Origin of the sequence: Kushneria halocnemicola, assembly GCF_965650455.1 — a bacterium.
Classification (GTDB): Bacteria; Pseudomonadota; Gammaproteobacteria; order Pseudomonadales; family Halomonadaceae; genus Kushneria.
In genome coordinates, this window is the sequence record NZ_OZ287968.1 from 1,026,833 (window position 1) to 1,047,088 (window position 20,256).

At 57.6% G+C, this 20,256-nt stretch carries 20 protein-coding genes; 11 read left to right on the top strand and 9 right to left on the bottom strand.

Translation table 11 applies throughout. From position 1 onward, the window contains the following. The first annotated feature begins 11 nt into the window (after window positions 1-11). On the top strand, window positions 12-644 hold the full coding sequence (gene msrA, locus ACS92L_RS04565) for a peptide-methionine (S)-S-oxide reductase MsrA (RefSeq protein WP_438767338.1): 633 nt from the start codon (window positions 12-14) through the stop codon (window positions 642-644). A gap of 23 nt (window positions 645-667) precedes the next feature. On the opposite strand, the gene ACS92L_RS04570 is transcribed toward msrA, so the two are convergent. Together ACS92L_RS04570 and can are read right to left on the bottom strand one after the other, a co-directional pair. Continuing rightward, entirely contained in the window at window positions 668-1,705 is a 1,038-nt protein-coding gene (locus ACS92L_RS04570) for a hydrolase (RefSeq protein ID WP_438767339.1), read from the bottom strand. A gap of 133 nt (window positions 1,706-1,838) precedes the next feature. Next, complete coding sequence (can, locus tag ACS92L_RS04575) at window positions 1,839-2,483, bottom strand: carbonate dehydratase (RefSeq protein WP_438767340.1); 645 nt, start codon at window positions 2,481-2,483, stop codon at window positions 1,839-1,841. Window positions 2,484-2,644: 161 nt separating this feature from the next. On the opposite strand from can, the gene gorA reads away from it, so the two are divergent. From gorA to ACS92L_RS04595, 4 genes are all read left to right on the top strand, one after another. Further along, window positions 2,645-4,006, top strand: a complete 1,362-nt coding sequence (gene gorA / locus ACS92L_RS04580) for a glutathione-disulfide reductase (protein WP_438767341.1) — start codon at window positions 2,645-2,647, stop codon at window positions 4,004-4,006. Between the two features lie 291 nt (window positions 4,007-4,297). After that, entirely contained in the window at window positions 4,298-4,810 is a 513-nt protein-coding gene (ectA, locus tag ACS92L_RS04585; RefSeq protein WP_438768410.1) for a diaminobutyrate acetyltransferase, read from the top strand. Window positions 4,811-4,864: 54 nt separating this feature from the next. Continuing rightward, on the top strand, window positions 4,865-6,127 hold the full coding sequence (gene ectB / locus ACS92L_RS04590; RefSeq protein ID WP_438767342.1) for a diaminobutyrate--2-oxoglutarate transaminase: 1,263 nt from the start codon (window positions 4,865-4,867) through the stop codon (window positions 6,125-6,127). A gap of 86 nt (window positions 6,128-6,213) precedes the next feature. Beyond that, complete coding sequence (locus ACS92L_RS04595) at window positions 6,214-6,609, top strand: ectoine synthase (RefSeq protein WP_438767343.1); 396 nt, start codon at window positions 6,214-6,216, stop codon at window positions 6,607-6,609. A gap of 91 nt (window positions 6,610-6,700) precedes the next feature. On the opposite strand, the gene ACS92L_RS04600 is transcribed toward ACS92L_RS04595, so the two are convergent. Continuing rightward, window positions 6,701-7,183 (bottom strand): DUF1161 domain-containing protein, encoded by a 483-nt coding sequence (locus ACS92L_RS04600; protein ID WP_438767344.1) that lies wholly within the window; start codon window positions 7,181-7,183, stop codon window positions 6,701-6,703. A 268-nt stretch (window positions 7,184-7,451) separates the two neighbouring features. Here ACS92L_RS04600 and ACS92L_RS04605 point away from each other — a divergent pair, with 268 nt between their 5' ends. The 4 genes from ACS92L_RS04605 (at window position 7,452) to yidD (ending at window position 10,083) form a co-directional block, all read left to right on the top strand. After that, window positions 7,452-7,895: a transcriptional repressor gene (locus tag ACS92L_RS04605; RefSeq protein ID WP_438767345.1), complete on the top strand. Its 444-nt coding sequence runs from the start codon at window positions 7,452-7,454 to the stop codon at window positions 7,893-7,895. A gap of 61 nt (window positions 7,896-7,956) precedes the next feature. Beyond that, window positions 7,957-9,291 carry a dihydroorotase gene (locus ACS92L_RS04610; protein WP_438767347.1) on the top strand — a complete coding sequence of 445 codons (1,335 nt, stop codon included), beginning with the start codon at window positions 7,957-7,959 and terminating at the stop codon, window positions 9,289-9,291. A gap of 20 nt (window positions 9,292-9,311) precedes the next feature. Then, complete coding sequence (hisI, locus tag ACS92L_RS04615) at window positions 9,312-9,761, top strand: phosphoribosyl-AMP cyclohydrolase (RefSeq protein ID WP_438767348.1); 450 nt, start codon at window positions 9,312-9,314, stop codon at window positions 9,759-9,761. Continuing rightward, window positions 9,748-10,083: a membrane protein insertion efficiency factor YidD gene (gene yidD / locus ACS92L_RS04620; RefSeq protein WP_438767349.1), complete on the top strand. Its 336-nt coding sequence runs from the start codon at window positions 9,748-9,750 to the stop codon at window positions 10,081-10,083. The genes hisI and yidD overlap by 14 nt, the downstream gene beginning before the upstream one ends. On the opposite strand, the gene ACS92L_RS04625 is transcribed toward yidD, so the two are convergent. The 3 genes from ACS92L_RS04625 to ACS92L_RS04635 are packed head-to-tail and all read right to left on the bottom strand — an operon-like array spanning window position 10,074 to window position 12,192. After that, the gene (locus tag ACS92L_RS04625) at window positions 10,074-10,472 is read right to left on the bottom strand and encodes a DUF2628 domain-containing protein (protein ID WP_438767350.1); all 399 of its coding nucleotides are present in this window, start codon (window positions 10,470-10,472) and stop codon (window positions 10,074-10,076) included. The two genes, yidD and ACS92L_RS04625, sit on opposite strands and share 10 nt — an antisense overlap. A gap of 57 nt (window positions 10,473-10,529) precedes the next feature. After that, window positions 10,530-10,940: a SufE family protein gene (locus ACS92L_RS04630; protein WP_438767351.1), complete on the bottom strand. Its 411-nt coding sequence runs from the start codon at window positions 10,938-10,940 to the stop codon at window positions 10,530-10,532. 37 nt (window positions 10,941-10,977) lie between these two features. Next, entirely contained in the window at window positions 10,978-12,192 is a 1,215-nt protein-coding gene (locus tag ACS92L_RS04635; RefSeq protein WP_438767352.1) for a tyrosine-type recombinase/integrase, read from the bottom strand. 199 nt (window positions 12,193-12,391) lie between these two features. Here ACS92L_RS04635 and ACS92L_RS04640 point away from each other — a divergent pair, with 199 nt between their 5' ends. Continuing rightward, a complete protein-coding gene (locus tag ACS92L_RS04640; RefSeq protein ID WP_438767353.1) occupies window positions 12,392-13,357 on the top strand; it encodes a DNA-binding protein in 966 nt (321 codons plus the stop codon). A gap of 106 nt (window positions 13,358-13,463) precedes the next feature. Here ACS92L_RS04640 and nfuA read toward each other — a convergent pair whose 3' ends face one another. After that, complete coding sequence (gene nfuA, locus ACS92L_RS04645) at window positions 13,464-14,051, bottom strand: Fe-S biogenesis protein NfuA (RefSeq protein ID WP_438767354.1); 588 nt, start codon at window positions 14,049-14,051, stop codon at window positions 13,464-13,466. A gap of 264 nt (window positions 14,052-14,315) precedes the next feature. Here nfuA and metH point away from each other — a divergent pair, with 264 nt between their 5' ends. After that, entirely contained in the window at window positions 14,316-18,023 is a 3,708-nt protein-coding gene (metH, locus tag ACS92L_RS04650) for a methionine synthase (protein WP_438767355.1), read from the top strand. Window positions 18,024-18,132: 109 nt separating this feature from the next. On the opposite strand, the gene smrA is transcribed toward metH, so the two are convergent. Together smrA and ACS92L_RS04660 are read right to left on the bottom strand one after the other, a co-directional pair. Further along, window positions 18,133-18,732 carry a DNA endonuclease SmrA gene (smrA, locus tag ACS92L_RS04655; protein ID WP_438767356.1) on the bottom strand — a complete coding sequence of 200 codons (600 nt, stop codon included), beginning with the start codon at window positions 18,730-18,732 and terminating at the stop codon, window positions 18,133-18,135. 138 nt (window positions 18,733-18,870) lie between these two features. Continuing rightward, entirely contained in the window at window positions 18,871-20,115 is a 1,245-nt protein-coding gene (locus ACS92L_RS04660) for a YihY family inner membrane protein (RefSeq protein WP_438767357.1), read from the bottom strand. Window positions 20,116-20,256 lie beyond the last annotated feature (141 nt).

The window sequence follows — 20,256 nt, forward strand, 5'->3', positions numbered from 1 at the left end:
TGGGAGGCACCATGTTCGGATACGACAGAACGCGTATGCCCAGTGAAGAAGAAGCACTGGCAGGTCGTGACACGCCCATGCACATCAGCGGCGTCCATCACATCAACGACCGTGACATTGCCACCCCACCGCCGGAAGGTTTCGAGGAAATCGTTCTGGGGCTGGGCTGCTTCTGGGGGGCAGAGCGCCTTTTCTGGCAGTTGCCGGGGGTCTGGGTTACGGCAGTCGGTTATGCCGGCGGCTATACGCCCAATCCGACCTATGACGAGGTCTGCACCGGTAAAACCGGCCATGCCGAGGTTGTTCGCGTGATCTTTGACCCAGCCGAGATCAGTCTGCCGGAACTGCTCAAGGTATTCTGGGAAGCACATGACCCGACCCAGGGCATGCGTCAGGGCAACGATATCGGCAACGAATACCGCTCCGTTATTCTGGTGCACAATGAGCAGCAGCGTGATATCGCCCGTCAGAGCCTTGAAGAGTATGAAAGGGCCCTGAAGCACAGCGGCAAGGGAGAAATCACGACACGGATCGACGCACTCCAGGCCTTCTACTACGCCGAAGAGTACCACCAGCAGTATTTGAGCAAGAACCCGATGGGCTACTGTGGTCTCAAGGGCACAGGCGTTAGCTGCCCGATCTAATGGTCGGTGTGTTCGGGGGGTGGCTACTCAAGTGGCTGATTGCGCCCCAGAGGCCGGCTGGGTTGCTGCCGGCCGGGCACCACACGCCAGCTTTCGAGCTGCTGCGCGACACGTCTGGCAAGCCATGGGCGCAGCAGCCCCTGACGATATTCGATAAACCCCACGTGGCCGCCGTGTTCGGCCATCTCGACGCGAACACTTCTTGACGGTATCGGTAGGCGATCCAGCAGGCTTTTGGGCATCAATGGATCATCTGCGGCGTGCAGTATCAGGGTGGGAAGTTCGATGCGATGAAGCATGAGCCCCGATGAGGCCCGTCGATAGTAATCCGTGGCTGACCCGAAGCCGTGTAGCGGTGCCGTGATCTCGTTGTCAAAGGCCCAGAAGGTATCCAGCTCCTTGAGCTGCTCTCGACTGATCCGGTCCAGACTGCCGTCACTCAAGCGGCGCATTATCTTGCGCTTCATGGATTTCAGGATGTGGCGCTGATAGACACGGGCGAAACCGATGTTGATGGCATCGGCCGACGCCGCCAGATCCAACGGCGGGCTGATGGCAATGGCACCCGCCAGATCGAGCCCGTCACCGCCCTGTTCTGCTGCCAGCTTGAGCAGCACGTTGGCCCCCAGCGAGACGCCCACGGCTACCTTCAAGGCATTGGGGTAGCGTCGACTCAGCTGTGAGAGCATCCAGTAGGCATCTGCCGTTTCACCGGCGTGATAGCTGCGCAAGTGGCGGTTGGGCACGCGCCCACAGCCCCGAAAATGCATTAACACCGCACGCCAACCCATATCAGCAGCGGTTCGCATGAGCATGCGGGCATAGGGCGAGTCGATCGAACCCTCAAGGCCGTGAAAAAGCACCATGATCGGTGCGCGAGCATCATCTGGTGAAGGCTGAGCCCAGCTAAGCTCCACGATATCGTTATCGGGCAGCGTCAGAAGCTCTGTTTCAAGACGCACCTTGCTGCGGGGTAGAAGCAGCGGCAACAGGGTCTGAATGTGAGGGTTGGCCAGCCCGCGAGGAGGGCGAAAGCCGGCCTTGTAGATCATGCCCGACATGTTGACTCTTTATGCCAGCAACGGTGAGTGTTCTGTTATCACCGAGAGCTGCCAGCCAGGTCAAGCACTGTTGTGTTTATTGATGTGACGCCTGGCAGGCCGGTGTCATGAAACGAATGAAACGATCAATACTTCAGCGCGAGAGCCGGAAAGACTCGGCTTCATCAAAAGTGGTCACCGTGCAGTCCAGATCCTTGACCAGACCGTTTTCAAGGCTGTAGCACCAGCCGTGTACCGTCACTTCCTGCCCTCGCTCCCAGGCACGCTGCAGGATCTTGGTCTGGCAGAGATTGGAGACCTGCGCCCTGACATTGAGCTCGCACATGCGATCAACCTGCGCGTCCAGTGACAGATCCGACAGACTTTCCTGATGCTGGTGATACAAATTGCGAACGGTGTTGAGCCAGTAATCGACAATACCATTATCCCCGCCGGTCACGGCGGCTCTGATCCCGCCGCAGCCGTAATGCCCCACGATCATGATGTGTTTGACCTTGAGGACATCAACGGCGTACTGGATCACGGAAAGGGCGTTCATGTCATTGTGGTGCAGCACGTTGGCGACATTGCGATGAACAAAGACCTCGCCGGGCGGCAGGTTGATGATCTGATTGGCAGGTACCCGGCTGTCGGAGCAGCCTATCCATAGGAAGTCGGGATTTTGCTGATCCGAAAGGCGTTTGAAAAAGTCGGGATCGCTTTCCACCATCTGATCGGCCCAGAGCCGATTCTGCTCGAGAAGCTTTGAGATGTCCTGATGACTGTTGTGGTCACACATCGTTTTTTACGGCCTTTTCAATGAACAACATAAAGAATGGTAAACACGCCGGAACGGCCATGACGCACGCTCATGTGATAGCATCATGACCCATTATTCCCAGGGCAGGATTCCAACGGAAGCGCCTCTGTTTCAAATATTTTTCAGCTGGAGCAACAACCGTGTCGCAATATGATGTCGATCTTTTTGTTATCGGTGCAGGATCAGGTGGCGTAAGGGCTGCTCGCACCGCAGCCGGCAAGGGCGTCAGAGTGTCCATCGCCGAGGATCGATACCTGGGAGGGACCTGCGTCAACGTAGGGTGTGTTCCCAAAAAACTTTATTCCTATGCCGCCCATTTCCATGATGCCTTTGAAGACAGTCAGGGTTTTGGGTGGCAGTTCGACAGTGCGCCGCGCTTTGAGTGGTCGAAGCTTCGAGACAACAAAAAGGCGGAAATCTCGCGTCTCAACGGCATCTATGAAAAGCTTTTAACCAACTCGGGGGTTGAGCTGATTCAGGGGCGTGCCGAGATCGTTGATGAGCACACCGTCACGGTCAACGGCCGTCACGTCAGCGCCGAAAAGATCCTGATCGCGACCGGCGGCACGCCCTGGATGCCGGAATTTGAAGGCCGCGAGCATGTTCTGTCCTCTGATCAGATTTTCGATCTACCGGCGTTTCCGAAGCGCTTTCTGGTTATGGGCGGTGGCTACATTGCTGTCGAGTTTGCCAGCATTTTCAACGGCCTGGGGGCACAGACCCATCTGGCCTATCGAGGCCCGCTGTTTCTGCGCGGCTTCGATCATGAACTGCGCGATTTTATTCGCGATGAAATGCTCAAAAAGGGCGTTAACCTGCATTTCGAATCCACGATCACTCGTGTGGAAAAGCGCGGTGAGGCCTATGATGTCGAGCTCAGCAACGGTGAAACGCTGGAAGTGGACGCCATCCTCGGTGCGACCGGGCGCCGCCCGCGCTTTGAGGGGCTGGGGCTTGAAAATGTCGATGTCGAGCGTGAGTTTGATGGCAAGCTGAAAATTGACGACCGCTACCAGACCTCTGTTGCGTCGATTCTGGCACTGGGCGACATCATCGAAGGACCGGAGCTGACGCCGGTGGCACTCGAGGAAGCCATGCGTCTGGTAGAGCTTCATTACGGAAGCGGCAGTGCAGAGGCCATCGATTACGACAGCGTGGCGACGGCTGTGTTCTGCCATCCCAACATGGGGACGGTCGGCCTCACGGAAGAGCAGGCCAGAGAGCAGTGTGACAGCATTCGTGTCTACACCACGGACTTTAAACCCATGCGTCATACGCTTTCCGGCAGCGACGAGCGCTGTCTGATGAAACTGGTGGTCGATGACAGCACTGATCGCGTGGTCGGTGCGCACATGGTGGGCGAGGAGGCCGGCGAGCTGATTCAGGGACTGGCCATTGCCGTGCGTGCCAGGCTGACCAAGCGTGATTTTGATGCCACCATCGGTGTGCATCCCACCAGCGCAGAAGAGTTCGTAACACTGCGCAGTGTCACAAGAACGTAATGCATCAAGAGCTACGATGGATTCGAAAGCCGCCTGCGGGCGGCTTTTTCTTGTCTATAGTTAATCCTGTCCGACAAGTGATGCTCAAGGATTCGACCGCACAGTACTTCTTGCCATCGTTTCATAAAAATGAATTATAAATTTGCGCGCTAATCATAACGCATGGATTTGATGGTTCTATAAGTTATTGTTATTATGCGCGTCTAATTCGCCAACTGCGAAATATCCATGATACCAACCAATCAAACAACGACGGCTGCAAGCGATATCTCTCATCCCGATCTCGCCGAGATGATTATTGAAGGGGAAACGCCCATTCTGATTCGCCCCCCGGGGACCGATGATGGCTGGGGCATCTATGAGCTTATCAAGGCCTGCCCACCGCTGGACGTCAATTCCGCTTACGCCTATCTGCTCCTTGCCACGCAGTTTCGTGACCGCTGCGCCGTGGCAACGCTTGCCGATGGTGAAATCGTTGGCTTTGTTTCGGGCTATGTAAAAACAAACGCCTCGGATACCTTCTTTTTGTGGCAGGTCGCCGTTGGTGAAAAGGCCAGGGGTACCGGGCTTGCCCGCAAGCTGGTTGAAACCGTTTTAAGACGTGAACACCAGGCCGAAGTTCGCCATCTCGAAACGACCATTACGCCGGACAACGAGGCGTCATGGGGGCTTTTCAGGCGGCTGGCACAGCGCTGGCAGGCGCCGCTCAACAGTCGTGAATACTTTTCCGAAGAGCAGCTTGGAGGAGAGCACGACCCGGAAAATCTGGTGCGGATAGGGCCCTTCGATCCGCAGCAGATCTAGACAGGACCTCCGGAATTTCTGACCCAACCACTATTGATACGGGGAGTGTTGTAAATGGACACACAGTATTTTGAACGGATGGAATCCGAAGTTCGCACTTATTCCCGCTCTTTTCCCATTGTTTTTGATCGCGCCCGTGGCGCCCATCTCTGGACCACCGACGGCACGCAGTACATCGATTTTCTGGCCGGGGCCGGTACGCTGAATTACGGGCACAATAACCCGGTACTGAAAAAGGCGCTGATGAACTATATCGAGCGTGACGGAATCGTTCACGGTCTCGATTTCTGGACCCATGGCAAACAGGATTTTTATCAGACGCTTGAAGAACTGATACTCAAACCGCGTGGCCTGGACTACAAGATTCAGCTGCCCGGACCCACCGGCACCAACGCCGTTGAAGCCGCCATTCGCCTGGCGCGTCGTATTACGGGCCGCCACAACATTCTGACCTTCACCAACGGTTTCCATGGCGTCACCATGGGGGCGCTTGCGACTACCGGCAATGCAAAGTTTCGCGACGCGCTGGGTGTGCCGGCCATTGGTGCCCAGTTCATGCCTTATGATGGCTACATGGGCGAGGGCGTGGACACGCTTGATTATGTCGAAAAGGCACTCGATGACAAATCCAGCGGCCTTGACCGACCGGCGGCGGCCATCGTTGAACTGGTGCAGGGCGAGGGCGGTATCAACGCGGCCTCGATCGAGTGGATCAAAAGACTCGCCGACATCTGCAAAAAGCGCGATATCCTGCTGATCGTGGACGATATTCAGGCCGGCTGCGGCCGTACCGGCAAGTTTTTCAGCTTTGAACATGCCGGCATCAAGCCCGACATGGTAACCAATTCCAAATCGCTGTCCGGTTACGGGCTGCCATTTGCCATGCTGATGATGCACCGCGATCTCGATAAATGGACGCCCGGACAGTACAACGGCACCTTTCGCGGCCACACGCTGGCCATGGTGACCGCTACAGAAACGCTGCGTCACTACTGGACAGACGATACCTTTGAAAAGGAAGTTCAGCGCAAGGGCGAAGTCATCCGGGAGCGCTTCGAAATGCTGGCAGGGCTTCTCAACGATGCCGGCCATCCGGCGAAGGAGCGCGGTCGTGGCATGATGCGTGGCATTGATGTCGGCAGCGGTGAACTGGCCGACGAGATTACCCATGGCGCCTTCGAGCGCGGGCTGATCATTGAAACCAGCGGGCAGGCCGGTGAAGTAGTCAAGTGTCTTTGCCCGCTGACCATTACCGATGATGAGCTTGAGCAGGGCCTGACCCTTCTTGAGCGAAGCATTCGCAGCCTCATTGAATAATTGTTATTGGAGAGGCTCTGGCGGGTGGCCAGTGCCCGTACCGTAATGATTCATGTTGATTGTGACCAGAAAAGGCAGCCAGACCGATGATCGTTCGTAACCTTGAAGAGTGCCGCAAGACCGACCGCTTTGTTGAAGCCGAAAACGGCAACTGGGACAGCACACGTTTGATGCTGGCCGAGGACAACTGCGGCTTTTCCTTTAATATCACTCGCATTCGCCCGGGCACAGAGACCCACATTCACTACAAAAACCATATCGAAGCCGTTTTTTGTTATGAAGGCGAAGGCGAGGTGGAAACCATTGCCGATGGCAAAAAGCACACCATCAAGGCCGGTGACATGTATCTGCTCGACCAGAACGATGAGCACTGGCTGCGCGGCATGGAAAAAGGCATGACGGTCGCCTGTGTTTTCAATCCGGCGCTGACCGGTCGCGAAGTGCATCGTGAGGATGGCTCCTACGCGCCAGCAGACGACTGATACGCTGTGATGTTCATACAACAAAAAGCCTGCTCATGTGAGCAGGCTTTTTTCGGCATGGACCGTAGAAAAACAACAGGAAAACGACGCCTCAGTTGTTGGAGCTTTCAGTACTGACCGGCATATCGGAAGTCTCAACCCGCCGGCTGTCTGACGTATCCTCGTCGTCAGTCTGATCCACAGCAGGCGTTTCAGGAGCGTTCATCAGCTCGGCTGAAGTCTCGGGTGTTTCAGAGGGTGGGGCTTGCGTGTCAGCACTGGACGTACCGTCGATTTCGTCTTCCTGGGCAGAAGCGTCTTCCATGGTCTCGGCGCTGCTGGTGCGGTAGTGACGCTGATAGACAATCTGGTATTGGTTGTTGTCGCAGTGGCCCACAATCTGGCCTTCGGCCTGATCGGCATCGGATGTCGGAATGACCTGAAGCGAGTAGCCCATGGGTTCAACACCGTTGGATTCGATGTTTTGTGCGATTCGGTCGCGTACTTCCTGACACGCACCAAACGCAAGCGTGGGCAAACACAGGGCAGTCAACGACAGCGCCAGCGTTGAACAAATAGTGCGTGAATACGTCATGAGACAATCTCCTGGAAACAGTTCAACATCATTCGATGCGATGAATATAAACCATTATGACGACAAGCCTGTGCAGATTCACTGGGCCGTGCCATTGCTTCGCATAATGTATATTATGTTAAATGCAGCAATGGGGAATTACCGGTGGCGTGTCGTTGATACCCCGGCCGTCAATTTGTGATGACCTGCAAGGTGCGAGCCCTGCTCGATAACGTTACCATGAGCACATATTTCATGCTGTCCTGCGTTTCAACGATGAGAACATTCAATGCCTGATGTATCCAGCCTGCTGCGCATGGCCGAAACACGCTGTCACGACAATGACGTGCGATTCACGCCCATTCGTCGCCGCGTCTTCGAAATCATCAGCGCCTACTCCAGCGGCCTCAAGGCCTATGAGCTTCTGGATCTTTTGTCCAGCGAGCACGCCTCGGCGCGACCACCCACGGTGTATCGTGCGCTGGACTTTTTGCTCGAACAGGGACTGGTGCATCGCATCGAATCGCTCAATGCCTATGTGGCCTGCCCGTGCCCTGATCACTCACGCGGTTTTCAGCTGATGATCTGTCGGTTGTGTGGCCTGGTCGAAGAGATGCATGACCATGACACCATGCACCGTCTGGATGAGACGGCGGCCGGTCACGGGTTTGTCATCGAACGCCAGACCATCGAGCTTTCCGGCGTTTGTCAGCAATGTCAGCAGTCACGCTGATCGAGGGTGACTCAAACCCTGTCGTGACTTTCGTTTTATTCAATAATACAGGTCTTATGCCATGTTCGATCTGCTGATCGTCAACGCTCGCGTCGTCAATGAAGGCTCTATCCGTGAGCTGGATGTTGGCGTGCTGGACGGGCGCATTGATGCCATCGCCCCTTCCCTGTCACGTGATGCCAAAAAGGTCATCGATGCACGTGGCCGGTACCTGCTTCCCGGCATGATCGACGATCAGGTGCATTTTCGGGAGCCGGGCCTGACCCACAAGGCGGACATGGCCACAGAGTCGGCAGCGGCCGTGGCCGGTGGCATTACCACCTATATGGAAATGCCCAACGTCAAGCCACCCACGCTGGACAGCCAGGCTCTCGAAGACAAGTACGCACTGGCGCGTGGCCGCTCGCATGCCAATTACGCCTTTTATCACGGCGCGAGCAACGACAACCTGGAAGCCATCAAGGCGCTTGACCCGGCAGCCACCTGCGGTATCAAGATTTTCATGGGGGCTTCGACCGGCAACATGCTGGTGGATGCACCGCAGACGCTTGAAGATATCTTTGCCAACGCGAAAATCCCGGTGATCACACACTGCGAAGATACGCCCATGGTTCAGGAAAGCGAGCGTCAGGCACGCGAGCGCTTCGGAGAACAGGTCCCCTTCTCGCTGCATGGTGAAATCCGGTCGCGCGAGGCCTGCTATAAAAGCTCCAGCATGGCGATCGAGCTGGCACGCAAACACGGTACGCGTTTGCACGTGCTGCATCTGACCACCGCTGAAGAGATGGCACTGTTCGAGCCCGGCCCGGTAGACGGCAAGCTGATCACGGCCGAAGCCTGCGTGCATCATCTGTGGTTTTGTGACGAGGACTACGAGCGTCTGGGGTCATGGATCAAGTGCAATCCGGCCATCAAGACCGCGGCGGACCGCCAGGCTATCCGAGACGCGGTCAACGACGGGCGTATCGATATTGTCGCCACCGACCATGCGCCACACACGCTGGAAGAAAAGGACAACAGCTACTTCAGCGCGCCTTCTGGCATGCCGCTGGTACAACACGCCCTCTCCTCCCTGCTGGATCAGGTCAACGCCGGTCACTTCGAGTTGACCACCATCGTCGAGAAAACCAGCCATAACGTCGCGCGGCGCTTTGAACTGGCAGATCGCGGCTTTATCCGTGAGGGCTACATGGCGGATCTCGTACTGGTCGACCTTGAAAACCGCTTCACCGTCACCCGCGATGCACTGCTTTACAAGTGTGGCTGGAGTCCTTTCGAGGGGGCGGCGCTGCTTGGCAGCATTGATACCACCATCGTCAACGGCGTCATCGCCTGGGACGGCGAGAATCTCGCCAGCAACCCGGCCGGTGAGCGCGTCACCTACCGTCGTCGCTAATTCAGGGAGTAACCAGAGACATGAGCGCATCATCGCCAGCGTATAAAGCGCTTGAGCAGGCAGAGCCCGGTCATGAGACCCATCTTGAAACGCTTCTGGACACTGCCGGCTGGAACGATGAAGGCCTGATGCCTGCTATCGCCCAGCAGTTTGATACGGGCGAAGTGCTGATGATGGCGTGGATGACACGGCAAACGCTTGAAGAGACACTCCAGACCGGACGCGTATGCTACTGGTCGCGCTCCCGGCAAAGGCCGTGGCGCAAGGGCGAATCGTCAGGGCAGGTGCAGATGCTCGATCAGGCATGGCTGGACTGTGATGGCGATACGCTACTGCTCAAGGTTGATCAGACCGGGCCTGCATGTCATACCGGCCGACGCACCTGCTTCTATCTGGCACTTGATAAAAACGCCGCGCGCGTGGACACGGCACCTTTGATGTCGTCCGAGGCGCTGTATGGCAATAGCTGACGCGCTGCGTCAGCTGTCACGAGGGCTGCAAAAGGCGCCTGGCATGGTGCTGATCGCTCTGATGCGGATCTATCAGTACGGTATCAGTCCCATGATCGGACCGCGGTGTCGCTTCTGGCCCACCTGCTCCAACTATGCGATCGAGGCCATTCAACGCCACGGTGCCCTCCGCGGCGGATGGCTCGCGCTCCGGCGCATTCTGCGCTGCCATCCCTTTTGTGCCGGTGGCGTCGATCCGGTGCCCGAGAACACGGTCCGTCGGCGCTGCACCGAACATGATCACAAGGAAGGTTGCGATCAAAAGCGCAACGATCAGGCCTGAAAGGTATGTGAGATGGTATCAGCGCCATCGTGCTGATGCTTGTCGCCATGTCTTTTGAGGGCATCGCCGGCGCTTTTGGCCTCAACGGTGCCCGCAAAACGAAAACCACCTGATATCAGACGCTGTCGCTTCCAGTTGTTGCCGTTAATGCCGAAGGCAACGTAGACCCCCAGACAGGCAATATTGGCCATTACATCGATGATGCCACTTTCTTCCAGCGCACCTGCCATCGACACCACAAAAACGCCGACGAGCGTCAATACGGCAATCTTCCATAACCGGCAGCACAGTGCCCAGAATGCGCCAAAAAAGAAGGCCGGCCAGTTCCAGCCCTGTTTGACGGCTTCGGCATGGCCATCGAAATGCTCGTAAACATCAAAGTGTTTCATTGGCGCCTGTCAGTGTCTCGGGATGGCGCATCTTACGGGCATTCAAAAGGTTACGCATCAGGCATGTGCATGTGCCGTTGACTTGATGCGCTCGAGCATGGCGTGCAATCCATTGCTGCGGGTGGGTGACAGGTGCTTGTCGAGCCCCAGCGCTGTCAGGAAATCGGCAGGCGTATCGATAATTTCTCGTGGCGTTCGGTCGTTATAGATGCGCAGTAGTATTGCGATCAGACCCGAAACGATGGCGGCGTCCGATATGGCGTAAAAGTGCAGCGTTTCGCCCTGACGTTCGGCATGAACCCATACGTTGGACTGGCAGCCATCAAGACGCGTGTCGTCGTTTTTCCATTCGTCAGGAAAATCGGGCAGCAGTCTGCCCAGATCGATGATGTACTGATAACGATCCATCCAGTTATCAAACATGTCGAATTCGTCGATCAGTTCCTGCTGGGCCTCTTGCGGACTCATGCCGGCTCCATGTGCTGGTATAGGGGAAAGGGTCGCATTATAGCGTGTCATCTGCGGCTTCGTCCGACAGATCAAGCGTATGGCGATTGATCTGTCCATGCCACTCCCGTGATTCGGCGTGAAGGTAGCGTGCTGTCGTCTCGAGTCTTGAATGACGTGCCGTGCGTGCAAGATAGCGCAGCTCGACGCCCTGTTGCGCCTGGTGCGTAATGGCCGTGTGGCGCAGCCAGTGGGGTGTGGCCAGGCGCAATCGCTGCGCCTCGTTTTGTGCAGCCTCGCCTTCCTGGTCCTTTTTTACTGCCAGAATCTCGAAGGCCGTTTTGATCATGCGATAGAGCTGATTGTCGCCAACGCCGCGCTTTCCATCCAGCGCTCTGATGACCGGCGTGTTCTCTTCGGGTAACGGCATGGCCTGCAGCTCAAGCGCGCTGCGCCAGCGCATCAACGCCTCCATCATGGCATCCGGTACAGGAATATGAGCCCGTTTGCTGCCCTTGCCCGTTACCTGCCACCACCACTGCCCTTCGCGCTTTTGAAAATCGTTCATATGGGCATGGCTCATTTCGCTTACCCGCGGCGCCAGTAGATAGGCAAAGGCAAAAATGAAGCGCCGGCGCTCGAACTCATACCGAGCGCGAAGTGGTGCTCCTGCTGGCGGTGGCGTATCAAGTGCCTGCCAGCACCACTGCCATAGCGGTCGTTCCAGATAGCGCTCGACGCCGGCCTGCGTATTGTCGAGGCGTCGGCGCTTGTCTCGCATCAGTCTGAACGGATTTTGACGCAGCCACCCTGCCTCGATCAGCCAGCCGAAAAGCGTTTGTAAAATTACCAGACTCTGACGGCGACTCGCGGCAGAAAGCCCTTTGCGAAACGGGCGCCACTGCTCACTGGAACGGGGTCTGGGCGGCCCGATCCATTCATCGGCCGGCCGCGGATCGGCAAGAAAATGTTCAAAGTCATCCAGTGCCCGTCGGTCCATGTGTGCCAGGTGCCTGCCCTGCCCCTCAAGCCACAAAAGCAGTCGTTCTGCCTCCTTGCGGTATTGCCTGAAGGTCTGCGGGCTGGCGCGATATTCCATGAGCCAGGCCGCAACGGCTTCCCGATCGCTTTCGGCTTCGACCAATTGACTGGGCATGGCGCGCAAATCGTCCGCTGACAGTACGGCGTCACGCCCATGATCGGCTTCAGGCTCGATAGTTAACGCCTTTTTCATCGCATCCTCGTCAAAGGCCTCCGGGTACTCTCGTGACACAGAATAGCCATTATGGTCGATAAAGTCATGATAATGTGCGTAATCATGAATTTATTTACCATATCGTAAATAAAATTACGTTATACGTATTACGTAATAATGCTTTTGACACAATAACCCGCTATAGTGGTGATGAAACATTGCCCCTCTCAAAACAGAAGAAATCCCGGGGCGATCACAGGGAACTCAGGAGGCCGTCATGGCACGAAATGGCGTGCAGTTCGAAGACGTACAAAGGGCGATCGAAACCCTGATACAGCGAGGCGATGCGCCAAGTGTTCAGCGCATCCGCGAGGTACTGGGCACCGGCAGCTTTACCACCATCAGTGATCATCTGCGGGAATGGCGGGCAAGACGCGACGAAAATCGCGATGTTCCCCTGCCCCAGGCCATTCCGGAGCGGCTGCATGATGCCCTGGCCGGTTTATGGCAGCAGGCACAGGAGGAAGCCGGCGAAGCGCTTGCCTTCTATCGGCAGCAATCCGATGAACAGGTGGAGCAGGCGCATGAACAGACCCGTCAGGCGCAGCGTCGCGTAGAAGATACCGAGCAGCGTCTGGATGCCCTGAGCGAGCGTCTGGACAGCACGGCGGCCCGGCTCGAGGAAAAGGCGACCAGTCTTGCCCGGCTGGAAAGCGAAGCCACCAATCTTCGCGGTCAGCTCGAAGAGCGCGATCAGCGTCTGGTCATGCGTGACCGACAGATCGATGCGCTCAGCGAAGAGCGTGATCGCCTGGAGCGCGAGCATCATGAGGCGCTCGAACAGCTCGATCAGACGCACAAGCGGCGTCTGGCACAGGAAGAGTCGCGCCATGAAAGCGCCGAAAATCGCCTGATGCAGCTGTTGGACAGCGCCCGGCATGAAAAGCAGGAAGTCGAGAAGCAGGCGCGGCGCCGACAGGAGCAGCTCGAAGAGCGTATCGAAAAGATCAATGCGCAGCTGGAGCAGCAGCGGCGCACTTTGCAGGAAGAAGAGCGCAAGATGCGCGATCTGGGACAGCAGGCCAGGCACAGCGAGCAGCAGCTTCAGGAAAGCCGAGGGCGTGAAGATCATCTTTCGGGGCTGCTGGCCGACCGCGATGAGGAACTGGCGCGTCTTCGTACCGAACTTCGGGTGCTTCAGGAGCGTCTTTCAAGGGCGCCCATGCCCCCGTTCGTGTACTAAAAGTTGATGCAGTGAAAAGCCTTTTGGCAGACGCCTTACAGAAAAACCCCGGCAATGCCGGGGTTTTTTGCGCTCAACAACAGGCGTCGGCAAACGCCGGCCACGATCAATAGTAGGCGTTGGTCGTGTCGGTGTGGTCGGTCACGTCACGAATGGCCGTAAGCTCTGGAATGCGCTCTGTCAGCGTTTTTTCAACGCCCTGCTTGAGCGTGATGTCGACAGCGGCACAGCCCTGGCAGCCGCCGCCGAACTGCAAAACGGCCACGTTGTCCTCTGTCAGCTGAATCAGGCGAATTTCGCCGCCGTGGGCGGCAAGCCCCGGATTGATTTCGCTGTAGAGAATATAGTTGACCCGGTCTTCCAGCGGGCTGTCTTCACTGACCTGGGGCATCTTGGCGTTGGGCGCCTTGATGGTGAGCTGCCCGCCCATGCGGTCAGCATTGAAATCTACCACGGCGTCTTCGAGAAAGGCCACGCTGTGCTTTTCGAGAAAGAGATTGAATTTTTCAAGCGGAATTCGCTCATCGCTTTCTTCTTCTTCGCCGGGCCTGCAATAGGCAAGGCAGGTTTCAGCGTAGGGCGTACCCGGCTGAGTGATAAAGACACGCACGCCGATGCCTTCGACGTCCTGACGCGAGAGCAGATCGGCAAGATAGTCCTGCGCGCTTTCTGTAATTTCGATGGTCTGACTCATTGGCGGCCTCGTGCGCAATCGCAATAAAGAAATCTGCCCATATTTTATGCCAGCCAGCAGCTCGCGACAAATCCGAGTGCAATACTCGGGTAAATAAGGATAGCGGCTCCAGTCCTGTCGGCTTTGCCATAAAAGGCATGAATGACCCGGGCTCATGCTCTGGGTGAATGTCTTTCAGGCCACGAGCCTGTCCGCCTGACAGGGGTTTGCTAGAATACGCCCTCTTTCATGCACGCCCCACTATCTATCCGGAGATCACCTTCCATGCCCCAAGCTGCCGATTCGCCGGTTCTGGAGACGCTGACCCGTCTGATGTCGGAACGCATACTGATCCTCGATGGCGGGATGGGCACCATGATCCAGAACGAGCGGTTGACCGAGCAGGACTTCCGCGGCGAGCGCTTTGCGCACTGGGGAAGTGATCTCAAGGGCAACAACGATCTCCTGGTACTCAGCCAGCCCGAGGTGATCAAACGCCTGCATCGGGACTATCTCGAAGCCGGTGCCGACATCGTTGAAACCAACACCTTCAACAGTACCCGACTCTCCCAGGCCGACTATCACGCCGAAGAACTGGTCGTTGAGCTCAATCAAAAGGCGGCCCGACTCGCCCGGGAAGTGTGTGATGAGGTGGCCGCTGAAACAGGGCTGCCGCGCTTTGTCGCCGGCGTGCTGGGGCCGACCAGCCGTACCGCTTCGATCTCACCGGACGTCAACGACCCCTCAAAGCGCAACGTCACCTTTGATGCGCTGGTCGACAACTACGTGGAAGCGGCGCGGGCGCTGATCGAGGGTGGCAGCGATCTGATCCTGATCGAAACCATTTTCGATACGCTCAATGCCAAGGCGGCCATCTACGCGCTTGACGTATTGTTCGAAGAGCTTGGCTACCGCGTGCCCATCATGATTTCCGGCACTATTACCGATGCCTCGGGGCGCACACTGTCGGGCCAGACCACTGAGGCATTCTGGAATTCCGTACGCCATGCCCGGCCGCTGAGCGTGGGGCTCAACTGTGCACTCGGTGCCGAGGATCTGCGCCCGTATCTCGAAGAGCTTTCACGGCGTGCCAATACGTATGTGTCGGTTCACCCCAATGCCGGCCTGCCCAACGAATTTGGCGAGTACGATCAGGAAGCCGACGAGATGGCCGAGATCGTGCGCACCTTTGGCGAGCAGCAGCTGGTCAATATCATGGGCGGCTGCTGTGGCACCACGCCCGAGCATATCGCCGCGATCAAGCGGGTCATGACCGACCTTCCCCCGCGTCAGGTGCCGGATATCGCCCCGGCCTGCCGTCTCTCCGGGCTCGAGCCGTTCAACATCAACGCGAAATCGCTGTTTGTAAACGTCGGCGAGCGTACCAATGTTACCGGCTCTGCCCGCTTCAAGCGCCTGATCAAGGAAGAGGATTTCAATACCGCACTTGAAGTCGCTCTTGAGCAGGTCGAAAACGGCGCCCAGGTCATCGATATCAACATGGATGAGGGGATGCTCGACTCGCAGGCCGCGATGGAGCATTTTCTCAAGCTCGTCGCCTCCGAGCCGGACATCTCCCGCGTGCCCATCATGATCGACTCCTCCAAGTGGGAGATCATCGAGGCCGGTCTCAAGTGCGTGCAGGGCAAGGCGGTTGTCAATTCGATCTCGATGAAGGAAGGCGAAGACAGCTTTCGCCATCAGGCCCGTCAGTGCCGCCGATTTGGTGCAGCCATTGTGGTCATGGCCTTTGATGAGGATGGTCAGGCCGACACAAAGGCACGCAAGACCGAAATCTGTGAGCGCGCCTATCGCATTCTGGTCGACGAGATCGATTTTCCGGCCGAAGACATCATCTTCGACCCCAACATCTTCGCCATCGCCACCGGCATCGAGGAGCATAACAACTACGCGGTCGACTTCATCGAGGCCACCCGCTGGATCAAGCAGCACCTGCCCCATGCCATGATCTCCGGTGGTGTTTCCAACGTCTCGTTTTCCTTTCGCGGCAACAACACGGTCCGCGAGGCCATCCATTCGGTGTTTCTCTATCACGCCATTCACGCCGGCCTGACGATGGGGATCGTCAATGCCGGCCAGCTGGCCGTCTATGACGACCTGCCCGAAGAGCTGCGCGAGGCGGTGGAAGACGTGGTGCTCAACCGCCGCGAGGATGCCACCGAACGGCTTCTGGAAATCGCCGAGCGCTACAAGGATGACGGCAGCGGTGTCCAGAAAAAGGAAGATCTCGAATGGCGCAGCTGGGAAGTTGAAAAGCGCATCGAGCATGCGCTGGTCAAGGGCATTACCAGCTATATCGAGGAAGACACCGAACTGGCGCGTCAGCGTGCTGACCGCCCTATCGAGGTGATCGAAGGCCCGCTCATGGATGGCATGAACGTGGTGGGTGATCTGTTCGGCGCCGGCAAGATGTTTCTACCGCAGGTGGTGAAATCCGCACGCGTCATGAAACAGGCCGTGGCGTATCTGATCCCGCACATCGAGGCCGAAAAAAGCGATGAGGATCACAGCAAGGGCCGCATCATCATGGCCACGGTCAAGGGGGACGTACATGATATCGGCAAGAACATCGTGGGTGTGGTACTGCAGTGCAATAACTATGAGGTGATCGATCTGGGTGTGATGGTACCTGCCGAGAAGATCTTTGCCGCTGCACGCGAACATAACGCCCAGATCATCGGGCTCTCTGGTCTGATTACGCCGTCGCTAGATGAAATGGTTCATGTGGCGAAGGAAATGGAGCGCCAGGGGTTTGATATTCCCCTGTTGATCGGCGGCGCCACGACCTCCAAGGCCCATACGGCGGTCAAGATCGAGCCGGCCTACAGCCATCCGGTGGTGTATGTCACCGATGCGTCACGCGCGGTGGGTGTGGCCAGCAAGCTGCTCTCGCCCGGGCTCAAGGAAGCCTATATCGGCGAGATTCGCGCGGAATACGAAAAGGTGCGCGAGCGCAACAGCAAGCGTCGACCCAAATCAGCCGATCTCAACTACGCGCAGGCCTGTGAGCGGCGCTTTGATGGTGGCTGGGCCGACTATGAGCCGCCGAAACCGGCCTTCACCGGCCTGCGCGTTTTCGAGGATGTCGACCTGCGCTCGCTGGTCGACTACATCGACTGGACGCCGTTTTTCATGAGCTGGCAGCTGGCGGGCAAGTATCCGAAGATTCTGGAAGATCACGTGGTGGGCGAAGCTGCCCGCAACCTGTATCAGGATGCGACGGCGATGCTCGACAAGCTCATCGAGGAGCGCCACATCCAAGCGCGCGGGGTGATCGGCTTCTGGCCGGCCAATACGGTGGATCATGACGTGATCGAAGTCTACGCCGACGAGTCACGCAGCGAAGTCGTTCAAAACCTTCACCACATTCGCCAGCAGACCACCAAAAACCGCGATGGTCTCTGCTATAGCCTGGCCGATTTCGTGGCACCAAAGGAGAGTGGCCGCGCTGACTGGATCGGCGGCTTTGCGGTGACCGCAGGCCACGGTGCCGACGAGCTGGCCCGAGCGTATGAACAAGCCGGCGATGACTACAATGCCATCATGGTCAAGGCGCTGGCGGATCGTCTGGCGGAGGCGCTGGCCGAGCACATGCATGAGCGTGTTCGTCGCGAGCACTGGGGCTACGTGCCGGATGAAGCGCTCGACAACGATGATCTGATCAGCGAGAAGTACCGAGGCGTCCGTCCGGCCCCCGGCTACCCGGCCTGCCCTGATCATACGGAGAAGGCCGCCCTGTTCGACATGCTGGACGCTCCGCACAATACCGGACTGACGCTGACCGAAAGCTTTGCCATGTGGCCGGCAGCCGCCGTGTCCGGCTGGTACTTCTCGCATCCGCAGTCGCGCTATTTCTCGACCGGGCGCATCAGTCGCGATCAGATTGACGCGCTGGCTGCGCGCAAGGCGATGTCGCGCGACACCATGGAGCGCTGGCTCTCGCCGATTCTGTCCTATAACCCCGACGAGTAACCCGGGCCGGATACAAGCGGACGACCCGAGCCTGGCGGCGACATGAAAAAGGGCCTCTCATCGCAATGAGAGGACCTTTCCCTTTTACGGGCCGAGGCGTTGCCCGGGCTCAGGGCGCGCGACGGCGCTGATGCAGTTCACGATTGCGCTGGCTGGCGCGATGGGTCTTTTTCAGCATGACATAGGTCGCGCCTAACCCGCCGTGACGTGGCTGCGCCGTAACGTAGGCCTGTACTTCATCAAACTGGCCCAGCCATTTACCGACGTAGGAGCGCACCACGTTGGCATGGCTTTCATCGCTTTTACCCCGGCCATGAATGATCATCACACAGCGCAGCTCATGCTCGTGCGCCTGACGGATGAAATTGAAAAGCTCGCGTCGGCACTCGGTCACCGGGCGCTTGATCAGATTGAGCTGAGAGTCGACCTGATAGCCGCCGTGGCGCAGCTTTTCGATCACGCCGGTCTGAATGCCGTCACGGCGAAACTCGATCGGGTCATTGGCCGGCAGCAGATCCACAAACTCATCGGACAGAAAGTTGCTTTCGTGTTCGCCGTCCTGAGCGCTGGCGCGCCGGGCGAGCTGGGCATCGCTGGGCGCGCGGGCACCGGTACTGCCGGCATCGGCCCGGTTGCGCCCCTTGTTGAGCGGAATGACGTCAGCCATCTCATGGGAGAAAAGCTGCTCATCGCGTTGATTGGCATTCATCGGGCTACTCCTCGCCTGCTGGCAGCGTCCAGCAGAGGCTTGTCGTTCAAACAGGGGCTGCTGCCCTACAGGCAACATCAGTGTCAGAGCGTCACGTCGGGAATAAGGTATGAAGTGCCGAGCCTCCGGTTCTGGTCGTTATGGGGTGGTACGCCGGTGGCCATGAGCAGGGTTCGATATGGCCGAGGCCATCGGAACATCGAGTGCATCATCATGGCGCTGGCGCGCAGTTTTCATCATGTCGGCCAGTTTACTATAGCCATCGGGTGCCCGGTATTGCTCGGGCATCGGCCATGACAGACCGTTGACAAACTCCTTGAGCGAGAGGGTTTCAAGGGGTCTTGTCAGAACCCACTCATCCTCTTCACTGATCGCGACCCAGCCCTTTTCGACCAGCACAGCCCGCAGCGTATGGTAGTTGCCTCCCAGACGCTTTCTGACCCTGGACGACTTCAGGGCCCCCCGGCCCTCTGCCTGGGTCTGGTGCAGCAGCATCAAAATGCCCGTGGCCTGCCAGAAAAGGGGCCAACGGCGCCAGTCGGCATGCTGGGATTCATCCAGCCAGGCGGCCAGCTCGGCCCCCATCAGGATGATGGCCCAGCTTAAAAATATCCAGAGCAGAAAAAGCGGCACGGCGGCAAAGGCGCCATAAAGAATCTGATAGGAAGGAAAGTTGGTGACATAGATGGAAAAGCCCCACTTGGCCAGCTCCAGAGACACCGATACCAGCAGGGCACCGGCAGCGGCATGCTTGAAGCGCACGCGGGCGTTGGGCACGGTGATATAGATGAACAAAAAGGCCAGAAAGCTCAGAATCGGCGGCAGAAAATGCAAAATGAAATCGCTGCCCCCAAGCCAGGAAGCTGCCGAGTTCAAAACGCTGATGGAGGCCAGATAGGAAGAAAGCAAAAACCCACTGCCGATCAGGATCGGTCCCAGCGTCAGCACGGCCCAGTACATCAAAAAGCCCATCAGGCCCCGGCGATTGTGACGAACGCCCCAGATTCGGTTGAGTGCGCTTTCTACCGTCATCATCATCAGAATCGAGGTCACCAGCAAAAAGGCCACGCCCACCATGGTCAGTCCGCGCGCCTGCTGCGTAAAGCCGCGCAGCATGTTCAGGATGGTCTCGCCCGTTTCGGGCACGAACTGCTGAAATACGAACTGCTGGATACGATCACCGGCATCCTGGAACTCGGGAATGGCGGCGAACAGGGCGTATACCACAGTGGTCAGCGGCACCACGGCAAACAGTGTGGTATAGGTCAGCGAGGCGGCAGTCTGCAGGCCATCATGGGCGTTGAAGCGTTTAAAAAGCTTGAGCGGCGCCTTGAGCGGTGTCAGCAACACCTGCAGGCGCTGCGGTATGGAAAAACGTTTCACCTTGTCCTGCTCCTGACGATAACCGGCTGATTGTTGTCAGAAACATAGCGACCACCGTGCGCTGTGACCAATCGAATCTGAAGGCAATGGCGCCTGACAACCCTTGTCTCGATGGGCACAATGGTGGCATACCTGCCAGAA

Coding starts and splice junctions, on each gene's coding strand:
- msrA (WP_438767338.1), top strand. CDS start 12: ATGTTCGGATACGACAGAACGCGTATGCCCAGTGAAGAAGAAGCACTG.
- ACS92L_RS04570 (WP_438767339.1), bottom strand. CDS start 1,705: ATGTCGGGCATGATCTACAAGGCCGGCTTTCGCCCTCCTCGCGGGCTG.
- can (WP_438767340.1), bottom strand. CDS start 2,483: ATGTGTGACCACAACAGTCATCAGGACATCTCAAAGCTTCTCGAGCAG.
- ectA (WP_438768410.1), top strand. CDS start 4,298: ATGATTATTGAAGGGGAAACGCCCATTCTGATTCGCCCCCCGGGGACC.
- ectB (WP_438767342.1), top strand. CDS start 4,865: ATGGACACACAGTATTTTGAACGGATGGAATCCGAAGTTCGCACTTAT.
- ACS92L_RS04595 (WP_438767343.1), top strand. CDS start 6,214: ATGATCGTTCGTAACCTTGAAGAGTGCCGCAAGACCGACCGCTTTGTT.
- ACS92L_RS04600 (WP_438767344.1), bottom strand. CDS start 7,183: ATGACGTATTCACGCACTATTTGTTCAACGCTGGCGCTGTCGTTGACT.
- ACS92L_RS04605 (WP_438767345.1), top strand. CDS start 7,452: ATGCCTGATGTATCCAGCCTGCTGCGCATGGCCGAAACACGCTGTCAC.
- ACS92L_RS04610 (WP_438767347.1), top strand. CDS start 7,957: ATGTTCGATCTGCTGATCGTCAACGCTCGCGTCGTCAATGAAGGCTCT.
- hisI (WP_438767348.1), top strand. CDS start 9,312: ATGAGCGCATCATCGCCAGCGTATAAAGCGCTTGAGCAGGCAGAGCCC.
- yidD (WP_438767349.1), top strand. CDS start 9,748: ATGGCAATAGCTGACGCGCTGCGTCAGCTGTCACGAGGGCTGCAAAAG.
- ACS92L_RS04625 (WP_438767350.1), bottom strand. CDS start 10,472: ATGAAACACTTTGATGTTTACGAGCATTTCGATGGCCATGCCGAAGCC.
- ACS92L_RS04630 (WP_438767351.1), bottom strand. CDS start 10,940: ATGAGTCCGCAAGAGGCCCAGCAGGAACTGATCGACGAATTCGACATG.
- ACS92L_RS04640 (WP_438767353.1), top strand. CDS start 12,392: ATGGCACGAAATGGCGTGCAGTTCGAAGACGTACAAAGGGCGATCGAA.
- nfuA (WP_438767354.1), bottom strand. CDS start 14,051: ATGAGTCAGACCATCGAAATTACAGAAAGCGCGCAGGACTATCTTGCC.
- metH (WP_438767355.1), top strand. CDS start 14,316: ATGCCCCAAGCTGCCGATTCGCCGGTTCTGGAGACGCTGACCCGTCTG.
- smrA (WP_438767356.1), bottom strand. CDS start 18,732: ATGAATGCCAATCAACGCGATGAGCAGCTTTTCTCCCATGAGATGGCT.